We start from the raw sequence: 14,280 nt of genomic DNA on the forward strand, positions 1-14,280 counted from the left end.
GCTATTATGGCAGCAAGCAAAAAATGGACGATGCCTATTCAGAATTGGAAAGCTGCCATGAATCGCTTTAGTATCATTTTTGAAGAGCGTGTAACCAAGTATTTTTAAATCTGCATTTACACAGAATTATTTACACACTCCTTATTTTTTTCTGCGATTGCAGAAAGTAAATCCTCTCCAAGCATACCCGCCAAGAACCATAAGAATAAATCTTCCACATTTTCACCATTTGCCCAATATGTGGAGAACTACTCTCCGCATGTGAGTTAAATGAATAAACTCCAATGCAATCATAAATAAAACAAATAGATAAGTCATTCACTCAATTAGAGTCTTCCAATGACATTTATCGTTTGCCTCTTGCAGTGCATATAAGTTCACACTTAGCAAACGATGTTTTAAGTCTTCAAAGCCATTAGCCAACGAAAACTCTTGTCCAATGAAATACAATACATCATGTGAGTTTGAGTATTCACTAAAAAGATAGTCTATCAACTTCACCAGCCATATAGGTCCATCCTGAGGTGCTCCAACATTCTTTTCATACATGAGCTCAACTCTTAAAATACACATAAAATATTCAATCATATAATCTTGATATTTCACTTTGTCCTCCATAATTCAAAAAAGACTGTTCTTGGAAGTCTAAGAACAGTCTATATTTTTATCGTCCCCAACGTCCCTTATGAGTATGAATAAATAGTGAAAGAGGATTCTTATGGAAATCAATTCGCCCAAATTGAATGCACCAAGTATGCTTCGATATTTCACAATGTATCCTTTGTTAGTGATTAGATTGGCTAAAGTATCACAATAGCTTAACAATAAATTAATCAATCTTTAAATTAGTTGTATTTCGCAAAAGGTGTGTTGTAAATACAAGCTATTCATTTAGCCATTAATTAACTTACTAAGAGTGGACGAATTCATGCTATTTGATTTGTTTTTTGCAAATTCATATATTCCATCTCATAACATGCCATTCCGTTGTACACTGCTTTAGAGATTGATTGCGACGATTTAGATACATTACATGGAAATCACCCCACTGGTTCAGATCATTATATTTTTGGCGGCTGCCCTACTGCTTGTGCCGTTGGGTAAGCGTTTTGGTATTCCAACCGTTTTAGGCTATTTGGTCACAGGCACGATTCTTGGACCAAGTGTGCTGAATATTGCGCACGATACCGAACAGATCGCACACTTGGCGGAATATGGCGTGATCATGCTGATGTTTTTGATCGGCTTGGAGTTTCGCCCTCAACGTCTGTGGGAGTTACGTCAGTCGATCTTGCTGATGGGTAGCTTGCAGATGCTGATCAGTGGCATCGTGCTGACTTTGGCGATTTGGCTAGTCTTTTCATGGGAGTTCAATACCAGTGTGGTGATTGGCTTTGCTTTGGCATTGTCATCGACGGCATTTGTATTACAGCTCCTACGAGATCGTGATCAATTGGCCACAAGCTATGGTCAGCAGACCTTTTCGATTTTGCTCTTTCAAGATATTGCGGCGATGGTGTTGCTGGCGTTGATTCCTGTGCTTGCGGGAAATATTTTTATTGAAAATCAGGGCGGTGCGCATCATGGCATCGCTTATTTTGCAGCAGTCATTGCGTCATTTTCAGGCTTGTTTTTATTTAGTCGCTATATTCTTAGACCATTTTTTCGTTTTGTGGCGAAAAGTGCCGCCACCGAGTTACTCACCGCTGTGGCATTATTTATCGTGCTTGGTGTTGCGGTATTGATGGAGGCGATCGGATTGAGTACCACGCTCGGTGCATTTTTAACAGGGGTTTTGCTTGCCGATTCCGAGTTTCGTCATGAACTTGAAGCCAGCATTCAGCCGTTCAAAGGCTTGTTGCTCGGTTTATTCTTTATGACGGTCGGTATGGGTGTGTCGTTGCATGTCATTGTGGAACAACCGCTATTGATCGTGTTCGGTACGCTCGCTTTGATGATGATTAAAATCGTCTGTGTGGCAGGCATTGCGCTATATCGTAAAAGCTCTGCACTGAATAGCTTGCGACTTGGTGTTGCCCTATCACAAGGCGGTGAATTTGCATTTGTGGTGTTTGCTGTGGCTGCAAGCGAAGGCATGATTAGTCAAGCCATGACCAGTCCGTTGACCTTGATCGTGACCTTGTCGATGATCTTGACGCCGATATTCTTCTGGATCATGGATCATTGGATCGAACCAATTCTCAGCAAAAATGACACACCGCAAGCCTTTGATGAATTACCAAAACACGATCAACACATCATCGTGGCAGGCTTTGGGCGTTTCGGGCAGATTCTGACCCGTATTGCGCATTTACATCAAATTCCATTTACTGCCATTGATAATAATATCGACCACATCGACTTTATGCGCCGTTTTGGAGGGCATGTTTATTATGGTGATGCCACCGTGCCTGAGATTTTGCAGTCCGCAGGTGTGGATACCGCAAAGCTCTTTGTCATTGCAGTAGATGATGTCGAGGATTCACTCTATATCGCACGTCATCTACGCTTGCACCATCCGAGTCTGACCGTGTTAGCACGTGCAAGAGATCGTCGTCACGTCTATCAACTGCGTGAGTTGGGCATTGATCAGGTATGGCGTGAAAGTGTGCATTCTGCCCTGTCGATGTCTGAACAAATGCTCAATGCGCTAGGCTATGAACCTGAACGCAGTAAAAACCATGTGGCGAACTTTGCCCACTATGATGAAAAGCTCATCCGTCAACAGCAAGCCAACTACAATGTCAATCCGCAGAAAATGCGTACCGCCTATGATTCGATGATGCAAGATTTACAAAATTTGTTTGAAAATGATGAATTTGTGCATCGTGAACAAATGCAGAAAATCGAAAAGCATCAACCGATCAAAGATGAAATGAGTGGCTCGCTCAATGATGATGAGGAATCAAACGATTCGGCTCACCAACATCCGGAAGATTCATCTAAGGAAAATTCATCACATCATGATATGCGGTGAGGATTCGTATTTGTAGGCTGTAAATTCAGCACAAATCACTTGAGATTTCGCTTGTTCGCCACCATAAAATGCAGGAAATGGAGAATATTATGTCTGACATCCGCCAACGCTTTTATATACACGACTGTCCTGTCCGTGGCGAAGTGGTACACCTAGAACAATCCTTACACACCATCCTTGCACAACGTGAATATCCGCAAGCGATCAAAGTGTTACTTGGGGAAATGCTCGTTGCCAGTGCATTGCTTGCCAGCACCTTAAAAATCAAAGGGCGACTCAGCCTACAAATCCAAAGCTCAGGCACACTAAAATGGGCAATGGCAGAGTGTAATCATCTTGGCGACCTGCGAGCTTTGGCAGAGTTTGATAATGATCCCCGTTTTAGTGAAGCCATAGACAGTAGCACTGTGCTCAATCATCTGCATGGTGGATTACTCTTTATCAATATCGAACCTGAATTTGGCGATAGCTATCAAGGTATCGTGCCACTTGAGCATGCCACTTTAGCGCAGTGCTTGATGCACTATTATGACTTGTCTGCGCAGATTCCAACTCGTATCGCCTTAGCAAGTAATACGCAAACTTCGGGTGGATTGTTAATTCAATTATTACCGCGTACCGAAGAAGAGCAAGAAACCGTCGATACCGACCTGTGGCCTCGCCTGACCATGCTCACCGATACCATCAAAGCCGATGAATTGATCGACCTGCCTGCGCAAGAGATTTTATATCGTCTTTATAATGAAGAAGATGTGCGCTTGCCTGACAGTGAAGCACTGCAATTTGGCTGTACCTGTTCCAAAGAGCGCTGTGCTAACGCCTTGGTTCAGATCGGTGAAGATGCAGTCAAAGAAACCTTGATGGAACAAAATCCGATTGAAATGAATTGCCAATTCTGTAACACGACCTATCGCTTTAGCGCAGAAGAAGCCTTGGGACTGTTTGGACGACATGTGAGTTAAATTAAGCGAATCTCAGCATAAGATGTGTAGAAGTCATCTGATTCGTAGAAACGTCAGTCGCATTGTTCGAGGACAAAGTGGCTTTCGAAAAATCACGTTTTTCAAGGTATTGGATAAATTTTGAAACATGACCGAGTTTGCGACTGACAAATGGTTTTGTCCTTGCGCCATACATGGCTCATCCCGAAAGAAAAGTAGGTCGAACCTGAACAAGGTTGAAATATATTTCAATCGAAGTGCAAGACGAAGTCGTTGATCTGCCCACATGACTATAAACCATAAGACTCCGAGCAAGACTTTATATTTCTCAATTAAGTAAAGCCTGTAGTTCGTCGAACTACGTGATGATAACAATCCTTAACAATTAATTCGCTGTGCAAAGATTGAAAACCATTCGAGCAACCACATATAGAAAGTATCGCAATTGAATCATTTCATTATTAGAGGAGAATTTTTCAATCATGCAAAAACAAGGTTTATATCGCTCGACTGGACAAAACATGATCGCAGGCGTGATGGGTGGTATTGCTGAACGCTTTGGTTGGAATGCAAACCTACTACGCATCATCTTCGTATTGGTTTCGGTGATGAGTGCGGGCTTCCCTGGGATTTTGGTGTATTTGGTGCTTTGGTTACTTATGCCAAAACAAGCCAAAATCGAACAGCGTAATGATCACAATATGCGTACTGTGAATTAAAGCTGTAAATTAATTTACGGTTCATTCATTCCCTAGAAAAACAAGCTCGTTTTGATCCCTTTTAAGCTATTGTTCCCCCCAAGACAGTAGCTTTTTTTTGTGCTTAAAAATTACCTACTTGCTATTGATCGTAATATTATTGGGTTTAATCTAAATCATACATGAAACGCTTGGCGAACCTTGCCGAATTACGCATAATACAATGAGTTAGAACATTGTCACCGCATGAGAACAACCTATTGAGAAAAGCACAATGACTATATTTATTCTTCTTATTTTGGCTTTTGTTGCTTTTGCTTTTTATCGCTATCGCCAATATCAGAAGCAACGTGAAATCGAAGAAATGGCAGCTGATGCACAGGCTTACGTCAGCTCAGAAGTGGTGGAGCTATTGCAACGCTTTAAAACCATCGCCACTGAAAATGACACGGCAATGTCGACACAGCATAAAAAGATTCAATTGCACATCAAAAACCTAACTGAAAATTTACTCTGCCATACCGACAGTGAACAAAGTGTGCGTGAATATCTAGCTCAAGCCAAACAAGAAATCGCTTTGATCAATATCGAATTGGATAAACTCTCAGGGCAAAAACAACCTGATGCCGATCAAGCCTTTGAAGACTTAAAATAGAAGGTGATTTGAAAGAACCTCAGTTCGATATAAGATGAATAAAATTTATCTGATTCGTGGAAACGTCAGTCGCACTGTTCGAGGGCAGGATGACTTTCGTAAAATGACGTTCTTCAAGGGATTGGATTAGTTTTAGTATATGACCGAGTTTGCGACTGACAAATGGTTTTGGTTACTTTTCCCGAAAGAAAAGTAACTCGAACCGAAGGTTAATCCTGAAATACGAGGATAAACCGCAAGACCTTGCCTAAAATGTCATGCTTTTCAATATCATGTTTCGCACACTTCATCGAACTCAGGTCAAAATAGACAACACTAGAACATGAAAAAAGGCTTAAAACGTCGATAGACCAGACCACTCCATAAAACGATACAACCAATATTTCAGCCACGATTCATCTTTGTATTCATCATAGTCCACACTCATCACCTGACCATTTTGATTGTTCCAAGCTTGATCAAAATACTGCTGTGCAGAGGCAATCGCAGGATAGCTCGCTTGTCCTGTGACTGCGACATTGGTTTCTAGATTATAATTTTTGAGATTTCGAGCGGTGTAGTTGGCAGAACCGAGGATGACCTGTTTTTGTTGATATTGTTCTAACTGATCCAGTTTGGTAATGACTAATAGTTTGCTGTGACATTGCTCGCCTTGCGTATTACACCAACGCACAGGCACGTCATTTTTGTGGAGCTCCCATGCCACTTGACGATTTGGAATACCATTTTTTTGCATACCAAACGCATCTTTATTCGGATCGAGTAGGACGTTGGCCTGAACACCACGTTGCTTAGCGGCAATCAAAGCTTTAACGATCTGACGCTCAGATAAATAAAACATCATCAAATCAAGCTGTTCCCCTGAAACCGTGGCATTGATGGCTTGGAGCACATGATCATAAATCTGTTCTTCGGTGAGTAGTTGTACTTTAGGCGCACCGCTACTCGCTTGATTTTCACCAATGATCAATGCAGGCACATCGCCTTTTGATATCTTAGCAACAGTAGCTTCGGTCGCTAACACCTCAGAAGCAATCTTGCCGTGAACGATCATGGCGACATTGCTATGCGCTGAGCTTGCATCATGCGGATTTGCAGAAGAAATTAAAGTTTTCCAACCATTTAAGGTATCGACCACCATGGTTTTACGGTGATTTGCTTTGAAATTGGCAAGTGCAAGATAACTACGCAAAGTGATTTTTTGCTCACCAAATGGATTTGGCAACCAACCTGTTTCGGTATTATTACCAATACTTTGACAGCACATATACCATAGACCCGACCACGCAGGATTCGACGCACGAAGCGGACGCAAGTCCGTAACGATCACTTGAATTCCTGAATTTTCAAGCGCTCTCAAATGCTCAGGGCGCACCCCGCCGTATACGGTATTGATCGGGTCGGTGATCATGACGATCTGTATGCGTGGGTTGAGTTTCTTTTTATCAATCAGTGCTTTGGTCAACTGTGCTGTGAGTGGACGATGTTTGAGTTTCGACTCACCTAGCTCAGCATTAAATAAGAACATATCGAGTACGATGGTTGTCTGCGCTTGATCAATCAAGGTCAACATCGCATCGAATATTTGTTGTTCACTTTGATGCTGTCCATTTGCATTGACGAAGGTACGATCTGCCAAAAATTCCACTTCACTAGCACGAGTTTGCCCTGCAAAATTAAGACCTTCGGGAATCGACTTATAGGTTTGGAAAATTGCTGATGCAACATACGTGATCAGCAAAATCAATGCAATGACCATCATATAGCGTTTAACCGACCAGTTTAATTTTTTATGAATTCGTTGAAATACTCGCATACAACACACTCGATACTTTCGATCAGATTAACAGTGAAATGTTATGAAACTCAAGATGATATTTGCAACTACACTGCGTCAATTCTAGAAATAAAATCAGCAATAAAATAATGAATTGATATAGAAAATCGCCATATCACATGACGATTTTGAATGGCATAAAACTCAAATGATAAAAATTAGTACCCTTAAACTTTCCGTGCACCAATAAGTAAAATTCGAATCATAATCACTGTTTGATCAGCGATCGCTTGACGCTCTTCAGGCGGTAGTTCGACCACTTTTGCGCCCATATTGAATACCAACTGAGTAATCGCTTTGGCAACGAGATCAGGATAATTGAGCGTATTATCATGATGCTTCTCTAATCGCACGATATCTTCTTGCAACTCTTGTTCAAAATCACGAAGTTGCTGTTCTACCGTCTGACGATAGGATACAGAACCTGTATAACCTTCACGTAGCAATAGTCTAAGATTCCCCTCATCGGTATCTAGCTCATGGACAAAAATATCTACCGAGCTTTGCACCACACTTTTGCCTTTTTGTGCTTCGAGCCGTGCTTGTCTGATGATCTGACGCAAAACCTGACCTGATCGACCAATCAAGGCAATCGCAAGCTCATCAATATCACGAAAATGTCGATAAAAGCTATTTGGTGCGATGCCTGCTTCTCGTGCAATCTCACGCAGACTGAGTGAAGCAATACTGCGCCCAGAACGTAATAAATTCAGCGTTGCATCGAAGAGCTCTTCTTGTGTAATTGACGCCTTACGTCCAGGACTACGCAGAATAGGCTTCTGAGAATCCAATTCGGAGACAGATTTATGATGTTGTAGTGATGTTGAAATTGGATTCATGCGCTCAAACATTGCTCGACCGTCGAAGACATCTAAGCAATTCAATCAATAAAAATCCTAGTATAACGCTAAGCTTATTTTTTATGAAATATGTCGCAACAAATCAAGTTGCTCAATCTTAGTGATGCAATACTTACAACTCTTTTCGAACGTTAAAAAGTCTAAATAAACACAAATTATTCAACACTTTATACTTAAATACAGTAATTTCTAGTATGGCTAAATTACAGTAAAACACAAATCAAAACCATTAAATATATACATATGTATATACAAGTGTATAATAATTACAAATCCAGTTTTTCATCTTTCTAAATATGACGACACTTTCCAAATCGAGTACTTGGCTTCATCAGCTTTCTACCAGCATTTTTGATCGCTCGGCAACTGACTTTTGGCTACAACAAATCAATCCGCTTTGGTCGAGCACTGAAGCACGTGGGCAAATTGTTGCTCGCAATCAGATTGCACAAGATATGTATCAACTGAAAATCAAATGCAATCGACAAATGGATTTTGGTAATGCTGGTCAGCATCACCCTCTCTTTGTTGAGATCAATGGTATCCGCTATGCGCGTAGTTATAGTTTGACGCAACTTGATCGCCAACATATTGCTTTGAACGTCAAACATGTACACGGTGGTTTGGTCAGCAGTTGGCTATGTGAGACAGCTAATATTGGCGATTACTTACGCTTTGGAGAACCTTATGGTGATGTCGCACTTGAGCATTTTCAAAGTAAAAAACTCGTCTTGCTCGTTGCAGGGAGCGGTATCACTCCTGCGTTTAGCGTATTACATGCGCTTGAAAAGCAAAACCGCCTAGAAGACTATCGAATCCAATTGAAATATTGGGCGTCAACTCAACGTGAACATGCTTTTATCTTACCATTTAAACAATGGCAAGAACGCTATACTTCGTTCAATGTTGACTTCTATTCTACACAAACACAAAGCAACACAGACAACAATGACACGACATTGAAACGGTTAAACGCCACTCACCTACAATCCATTCAGGATTTGCATGACTGCGCTGTATTCGCATGTGGTCCTTCGGGTTTCGTCGAAACTGCGCAAAGCTTATGTACAGATGCTAAACAATTTCAAGGTGAGGCTTTTTACTTTTCTACGCCAAGTATCACGGATTCAGATTCATCAGAAATTGAACTGATCAATATCCATCTCAGTCTTTCGAACAAACAACTGCAAATTCCAAAAGGTCAGTCGATTTTGACTGCTTTAGAAGCACACAACATCCGCCCACAACACGGCTGTCGTATGGGAATTTGTAACAAATGTGCATGTCCCAAAGTCAGTGGTAGCACACAGCATATTGCCAATAAACAAACTAATCATGAAGCCAATCAGTTAATTCGCATCTGCGTCAATAGTGCACAAAGTGATATCAAACTTGCGCTGTAAAACAGACTCATCGAGTGAAGATGAAGCGCATTGAACTGCGATAAAGATAATTTTGAAATGATTTTGAGGAATGCATCATGAACATGCCTGCAAAGATTGAATATATCAAAAATCCGAAAAACCGTGAATTGACCTCTGGCGAGTTAGATCGCTTTGCCAAAGAGCTTGATACCATCAAACAAGAGGTACTCGACGATCTCGGTGCGAAAGATGCTAAATATATCCGTCGTGTGATTGCGACGATGCGATATAGCAGTGTAGTTGGTCGAGCATTGCTATTTGCGGGTTGGTTTCCACCTGCATGGTTGCTTGGGACAGGCTTATTGTCTGTTGCCAAAATCCTAGAAAATATGGAAGTTGGGCACAATGTCATGCACGGTCAATACGACTGGATGAATGATCCCAATATGAATGGTCAACGCTATGAATGGGACACCGTCGGCACATCGGACAACTGGCGTGAAACGCATAATTTTAAACATCATACTTATACCAATATCAAAGGCATGGACGATGATATTGGTTATGGCTTACTGCGCTTATTCCCTGAACAACGCTGGAAGGCAGGCTATCTATTACAACCTTTGTACAGCATTCCATTTTGCCTACTTTTTCAATGGGGCGTTGCGATTCAAAACCTTGAAATTGGTAAGCTCCTCATTGGTAAAAAAACTAAACAACAACTTTGGAATGATTGGAAACCTGTGCAAAACAAAGTTGCAAAGCAACTGTTTAAAGACTATGTATTTTTTCCACTCATCGCAGGACCAAGTGCAATTCCTGTATTTCTAGGCAATTTAACCGCAAATGGCATGCGAAATATTTGGACATTTAGCATCATCTTCTGTGGTCATTTCACCAAAGATGTTGAGGTTTTCCCAAAAACCGTTTTGCTGAATGAGTCAAAAGGACATTGGTATATGCGCCAAATTCGTGGCTCATCCAATTTAAAAGGTTCTGAAGCTTTTCATATCCTTTCTGGGCATCTTAGTCATCAGATTGAACATCATTTGTTCCCTGATATTCCTGCACGCCGTTATCGCCAAATGGCGCCGAAGGTTGAAGCCGTCTGCAAAAAATATGGTTTAAATTACAACAATGCCAGTCTTGCCAAGCAGTTTGGGCAAGTGCTTGGGCGCATTGTGAAATATGCTTTTCCATTTAAAAAGTAAATGAACGTGGCGATACACTGAAAACTACCCAAAATCGTGCCAAAAGTGGCATAATATGCATCACTCCCACACGATATGAAGGTACTGCTATGGCAATGCGTCCTGCTGTTCGTCGTCACGCTTTGGTGATGATCGTTTTTGCATTGGCTCAATGGATATTTGTCATGGTGGCATTACACCAAAACCTTTGGCATCTCGATAAATACGATCGCATTTTGACATTTTGTGCCAGTGCGTTTGGCGGTGCGTGGCTGTTGATTCTTGCTGTATTGTATATGGTGATCAAAGGCAATGACGGCAAAGAATCTAAATAATCGCTTTCTGAGCATTAGATAAAAAATCACCTACTGCAAGTCGTGCAGTAGGTGGGCTACAAAATCATCGATCATTAAAATCATCAATTTATTTTTTATGCAGTAGAAACCTCACCCAGTTCCGCATCGTTTTTTCCTACAAAACTTAAAACAAGTTTCATGCCAAATCATAAATTCATCACTTAAAAATATTAAATAACAAAAACTTAAATACTTTTCAGTTATCTATATATCAACAATGACTCGCAGTTAAACATTCTCATACTAGGGTCTGTTGACATTTCAACCATGCATTGCGTTATCAGCTAAAACCACAGAAAAGAGGCATGAAACGAAGGGAATGGTCACTCCCTTGCCAAGTTTCATAACGAAGTTTATGGCAGTTTTAGCGATAACCCTTCGGGACTAGGATGTTTTTTGACGCTACGTCGTTAGGAACGAGTTATTTAGAATGACTAAACTTCCTCATTCCTGCCTAGTATCGCCTAAAAAACATCCGTAGTCGCAAGCATCTGTGAAATGTCAACAGACCCTAATTTTCGGGCGATTATAGTGCACACTAATGATCAACCATTCGCTTGGGCAAAACTCAATGATCAATTCAAGTGCAAACCGTTTCTTTAAAAGCAATCTCCGACAAACCAATTGCAAGTGGTTGCTCTCTTTTTCAGCGCTTGCAGGAATGGCATTGATGATTTCAACGAATAGTTATGCCGATCGCAATGCGGAGATTCGAAAAGCCTGTGCACAACTGCCAACTTATCAACAGCAAGGCGCACGCTTGTATCAGCAGAAGAATTATTCGAAAGCTTTGGATGCTTTTGAAAACCAAGCGGCGCACACCCATTTCTGTTTACTCAATCAAGATGATCTCGCAAAAAATGCGCAAACCTTGACTGAGACGAATCTTGCAACGGCTTATAACAATGTCGGTTTAACCCATACCAAACTAGGACAATATGCTTGGGCAAAAGCATGGTACGCCCTACGTCCAGAGGATAAAAAGAGTCAATACAATTTATCAAAACTTCCCAAACAGCTTTATTCAGATGAAAAAATCGCAGGGGAATATGTTCGATATGCAGGTCAAGGTGCGTGGAATCGTTTAGAAGTGTCTGATCAAGGCGATCATTATACGATTCAATTTTATGGTTTAAGAATGGGTTTATTGGCGCTGATTTATGGTCCAAATCTCGGCGAGTTTACAATTGAAATGCCCAAAAAAGTCGCAGGAAAAACCAATACGCACGCTGAGTATCATTATGAGGATTGTCAGATTGATTTAGATTTTTCCAATCATTCACTGAGCGAGCAGTTCATTACGGTCAAACAACATCAAGGCGATGCGTCTAGCTGTGGTTTTGGGTTTGGAGTATATGCAGATGGTGCTTATCATAAGGTTAAATAACCTGAGTTCGGCTTATGATGAGTAAAAACTGCATGCCAAGTTGGAGCGTCAGTCGCACTGTTCGAGGTCAGCATAGCTTTAGTAAAGTGAAGTTTTTCAAGGTATTCGATTGATTTTGATATATGACCGAGTTTGCGACTGACAAATGGCTTTGCCTACTTTCCCCGAAAGGAAAGTAGGTCGAACCTGAGCAAAGTCAAAGCTTTGCTTTGACTGTAGCGTAAGACGCAGTGGTTAATGCCGACATAAAAGCATACACTTCAATACCTTGTCTAAAAATGATTTTCCTTTTCAAAGCCATACACTGCAAATTTCATCAAACGCGAGTTATTTAAGTTTTCAGTACCTTACAGATACATCGCCGCGATCCAACCAAAGATAATCAATGGAATATTGAAGTGCAAAAATGTCGGAACGACCGTATCCCAAATATGATCGTGCTGATCATCTGCATTTAAACCTGCCGTTGGACCCAAGGTCGAATCCGACGCAGGAGAACCTGCATCACCGAGTGCCGCTGCTGTACCGATCAACGCAACCGTTGCCAATGGTGAAAAGCCAAATTGTGCGCACAGTGGTACATAGATCACTGCCAAAATCGGCACGGTCGAAAATGAAGAACCAATACCTAAAGTCACGAATAGACCGATCAACAACATCAAAAATGCTGCCAATGCTTTATGATCACCAAGCTGTGCCATCACGCCTTGAATTAAGCTATCAACTTGACCAGTCGCTTGCATCACTGAGGCAAACCCTGACGCAGCAATCATGATAAAACCGACCAATGCCATCATCCGCATACCTTGCACGAAGACATCATCGGCTTGTTGCCATTTAAAAATACCTGCCGCAGATAACACCGCAAACCCGATCAAACCGCCTAAAATCATTGAGCCAGCATATAGCTGTACAGTGATCGTCAAGACAACGGCAAGGCATGCCATCAGCAAGGTTTTTTTGGCAATCTGTGGGACATCTTTGGCGTCGGATTGTAAACTTTGCCCGTCATGCTTTAGCTCTTCGGCGAGATCAAGATTTGCATTTTTTTCAGTTTGGAGCGGTTGTTCCAAATCCATCTTTTGCACACTTGCTACGGCTTGCATCTGATATTGACGTGGTTTGCGATAGCTAAAAAACACCGCAACGAACATGCCTAAAAACATCCCCGCAACAGGAATCGCCATACCGACTGGTAACATCCAACGCTCAACCTGTAGGTTATATTTCGCACCCACTTCGTTGATATTCCCCATCAAAATTTGTTCTAAAAAGATCGCACCAAAACCGACTGGAAGTAACATATAGGTACCTACCAAGCCCATCGTCAGCACACAAGCCACTGCACGGCGATCAAGATTGAGATGATTCATGACTTTGAGTAAAGGTGGAATCATCACAGGAATAAAGGCGATATGCACTGGAATCAAGTTCTGTGAAAAGATTGCAGCGACAAATAAAATCGAAAAAAGCACGTATTTTAATTTTGCAGTTTTGGCGTGTTCCGCTTCTTGTCCAAGTAGACCCAACAGCTTATGCGCCAATAAATCTGGCAATCCAGACTTTGATAGCGCTAAAGCAAATGCACCTAATACAGCATAAGATAGTGCCACTTCCGCACCGCCACCTAAGCCCTCATTAAAGGCTTTGACCGTATCTGAAATCCCTAAACCTGCGACCAATCCACCAACAACGGCGGAAATCACTAAGGTAAATACCACTGACACCCTTGCCAAAGACAAAGCGAACATCAGTAAAATTGCAATAACGACTGCATTCATAAAACATACAATTAAAAAAGAATCAGTCGCTATTCTATCAGTCACTTTGCGAATTGGTAAAAAATCTGATTAGCTACAATATTTCGTATGCGCTTAGGGTCTGTTGACATTTGCTGTAAAAAATAGCGAGATAGTAAAATTAAATCGCCAAACCCAATTTTACACTCGCTATGCCTCGCACAATGCTAAATGATCAACATTGGTCAAAGTTACAAAACATTTTCCGTCAATTTA

At 41.4% G+C, this 14,280-nt stretch carries 12 protein-coding genes; 8 read left to right on the forward strand and 4 right to left on the reverse strand.

Going from position 1 to position 14,280, the window contains the following annotated elements:
* Positions 1–318 precede the first annotated feature (318 nt).
* Complete coding sequence (locus ACE3PQ_RS03025) at positions 319–606, reverse strand: hypothetical protein (protein WP_374295118.1); 288 nt, start codon at positions 604–606, stop codon at positions 319–321.
* 433 nt (positions 607–1,039) lie between these two features.
* Between ACE3PQ_RS03025 and ACE3PQ_RS03030 the strand changes: the two genes are divergently transcribed.
* The 4 genes from ACE3PQ_RS03030 to ACE3PQ_RS03045 all read left to right on the forward strand — a co-directional run bounded on the left by ACE3PQ_RS03030 (position 1,040) and on the right by ACE3PQ_RS03045 (position 5,271).
* A complete protein-coding gene (locus ACE3PQ_RS03030) occupies positions 1,040–2,977 on the forward strand; it encodes a monovalent cation:proton antiporter-2 (CPA2) family protein (RefSeq protein ID WP_374295134.1) in 1,938 nt (645 codons plus the stop codon).
* Positions 2,978–3,066: 89 nt separating this feature from the next.
* Complete coding sequence (gene hslO, locus ACE3PQ_RS03035; protein WP_374295120.1) at positions 3,067–3,939, forward strand: Hsp33 family molecular chaperone HslO; 873 nt, start codon at positions 3,067–3,069, stop codon at positions 3,937–3,939.
* Between the two features lie 461 nt (positions 3,940–4,400).
* A complete protein-coding gene (locus ACE3PQ_RS03040) occupies positions 4,401–4,637 on the forward strand; it encodes a PspC domain-containing protein (RefSeq protein WP_374295122.1) in 237 nt (78 codons plus the stop codon).
* Positions 4,638–4,890: 253 nt separating this feature from the next.
* Complete coding sequence (locus tag ACE3PQ_RS03045) at positions 4,891–5,271, forward strand: hypothetical protein (protein ID WP_374295124.1); 381 nt, start codon at positions 4,891–4,893, stop codon at positions 5,269–5,271.
* Between the two features lie 334 nt (positions 5,272–5,605).
* Here the strand turns inward: ACE3PQ_RS03045 and ACE3PQ_RS03050 are convergent, their stop codons facing one another.
* Both ACE3PQ_RS03050 and fabR read right to left on the reverse strand, forming a co-directional pair.
* Positions 5,606–7,087, reverse strand: coding sequence for a phospholipase D family protein (locus ACE3PQ_RS03050; protein WP_374295125.1), 1,482 nt, complete (start codon positions 7,085–7,087; stop codon positions 5,606–5,608).
* A 188-nt stretch (positions 7,088–7,275) separates the two neighbouring features.
* On the reverse strand, positions 7,276–7,947 hold the full coding sequence (gene fabR / locus ACE3PQ_RS03055) for an HTH-type transcriptional repressor FabR (protein WP_374295136.1): 672 nt from the start codon (positions 7,945–7,947) through the stop codon (positions 7,276–7,278).
* 317 nt (positions 7,948–8,264) lie between these two features.
* Here fabR and ACE3PQ_RS03060 point away from each other — a divergent pair, with 317 nt between their 5' ends.
* The 4 genes from ACE3PQ_RS03060 (at position 8,265) to ACE3PQ_RS03075 (ending at position 12,265) form a co-directional block, all read left to right on the forward strand.
* Entirely contained in the window at positions 8,265–9,371 is a 1,107-nt protein-coding gene (locus ACE3PQ_RS03060; protein ID WP_374295127.1) for a flavin reductase family protein, read from the forward strand.
* Between the two features lie 77 nt (positions 9,372–9,448).
* The gene (locus tag ACE3PQ_RS03065) at positions 9,449–10,543 is read left to right on the forward strand and encodes a fatty acid desaturase (RefSeq protein WP_374295129.1); all 1,095 of its coding nucleotides are present in this window, start codon (positions 9,449–9,451) and stop codon (positions 10,541–10,543) included.
* Between the two features lie 89 nt (positions 10,544–10,632).
* Positions 10,633–10,857, forward strand: a complete 225-nt coding sequence (locus ACE3PQ_RS03070) for a hypothetical protein (RefSeq protein WP_298893177.1) — start codon at positions 10,633–10,635, stop codon at positions 10,855–10,857.
* A gap of 691 nt (positions 10,858–11,548) precedes the next feature.
* Positions 11,549–12,265 carry a hypothetical protein gene (locus ACE3PQ_RS03075; protein WP_374295131.1) on the forward strand — a complete coding sequence of 239 codons (717 nt, stop codon included), beginning with the start codon at positions 11,549–11,551 and terminating at the stop codon, positions 12,263–12,265.
* 347 nt (positions 12,266–12,612) lie between these two features.
* Here the strand turns inward: ACE3PQ_RS03075 and ACE3PQ_RS03080 are convergent, their stop codons facing one another.
* Complete coding sequence (locus tag ACE3PQ_RS03080) at positions 12,613–14,046, reverse strand: Na+/H+ antiporter family protein (protein ID WP_374295133.1); 1,434 nt, start codon at positions 14,044–14,046, stop codon at positions 12,613–12,615.
* Positions 14,047–14,280 lie beyond the last annotated feature (234 nt).

Origin of the sequence: Acinetobacter sp. (genome assembly GCF_041911495.1) — a bacterium.
In the GTDB taxonomy this organism is placed as follows: Bacteria; Pseudomonadota; Gammaproteobacteria; order Pseudomonadales; family Moraxellaceae; genus Acinetobacter.

What these genes read in the sequence shown, in the direction of transcription:
- hslO (WP_374295120.1), top strand. Translation starts at nt 3,067, where the DNA reads ATGTCTGACATCCGCCAACGCTTTTATATACACGACTGTCCTGTCCGT.
- ACE3PQ_RS03040 (WP_374295122.1), top strand. Translation starts at nt 4,401, where the DNA reads ATGCAAAAACAAGGTTTATATCGCTCGACTGGACAAAACATGATCGCA.
- ACE3PQ_RS03045 (WP_374295124.1), top strand. Translation starts at nt 4,891, where the DNA reads ATGACTATATTTATTCTTCTTATTTTGGCTTTTGTTGCTTTTGCTTTT.
- ACE3PQ_RS03050 (WP_374295125.1), bottom strand. Translation starts at nt 7,087, where the DNA reads ATGCGAGTATTTCAACGAATTCATAAAAAATTAAACTGGTCGGTTAAA.
- fabR (WP_374295136.1), bottom strand. Translation starts at nt 7,947, where the DNA reads ATGAATCCAATTTCAACATCACTACAACATCATAAATCTGTCTCCGAA.
- ACE3PQ_RS03060 (WP_374295127.1), top strand. Translation starts at nt 8,265, where the DNA reads ATGACGACACTTTCCAAATCGAGTACTTGGCTTCATCAGCTTTCTACC.
- ACE3PQ_RS03065 (WP_374295129.1), top strand. Translation starts at nt 9,449, where the DNA reads ATGAACATGCCTGCAAAGATTGAATATATCAAAAATCCGAAAAACCGT.
- ACE3PQ_RS03070 (WP_298893177.1), top strand. Translation starts at nt 10,633, where the DNA reads ATGGCAATGCGTCCTGCTGTTCGTCGTCACGCTTTGGTGATGATCGTT.
- ACE3PQ_RS03075 (WP_374295131.1), top strand. Translation starts at nt 11,549, where the DNA reads ATGATTTCAACGAATAGTTATGCCGATCGCAATGCGGAGATTCGAAAA.
- ACE3PQ_RS03080 (WP_374295133.1), bottom strand. Translation starts at nt 14,046, where the DNA reads ATGAATGCAGTCGTTATTGCAATTTTACTGATGTTCGCTTTGTCTTTG.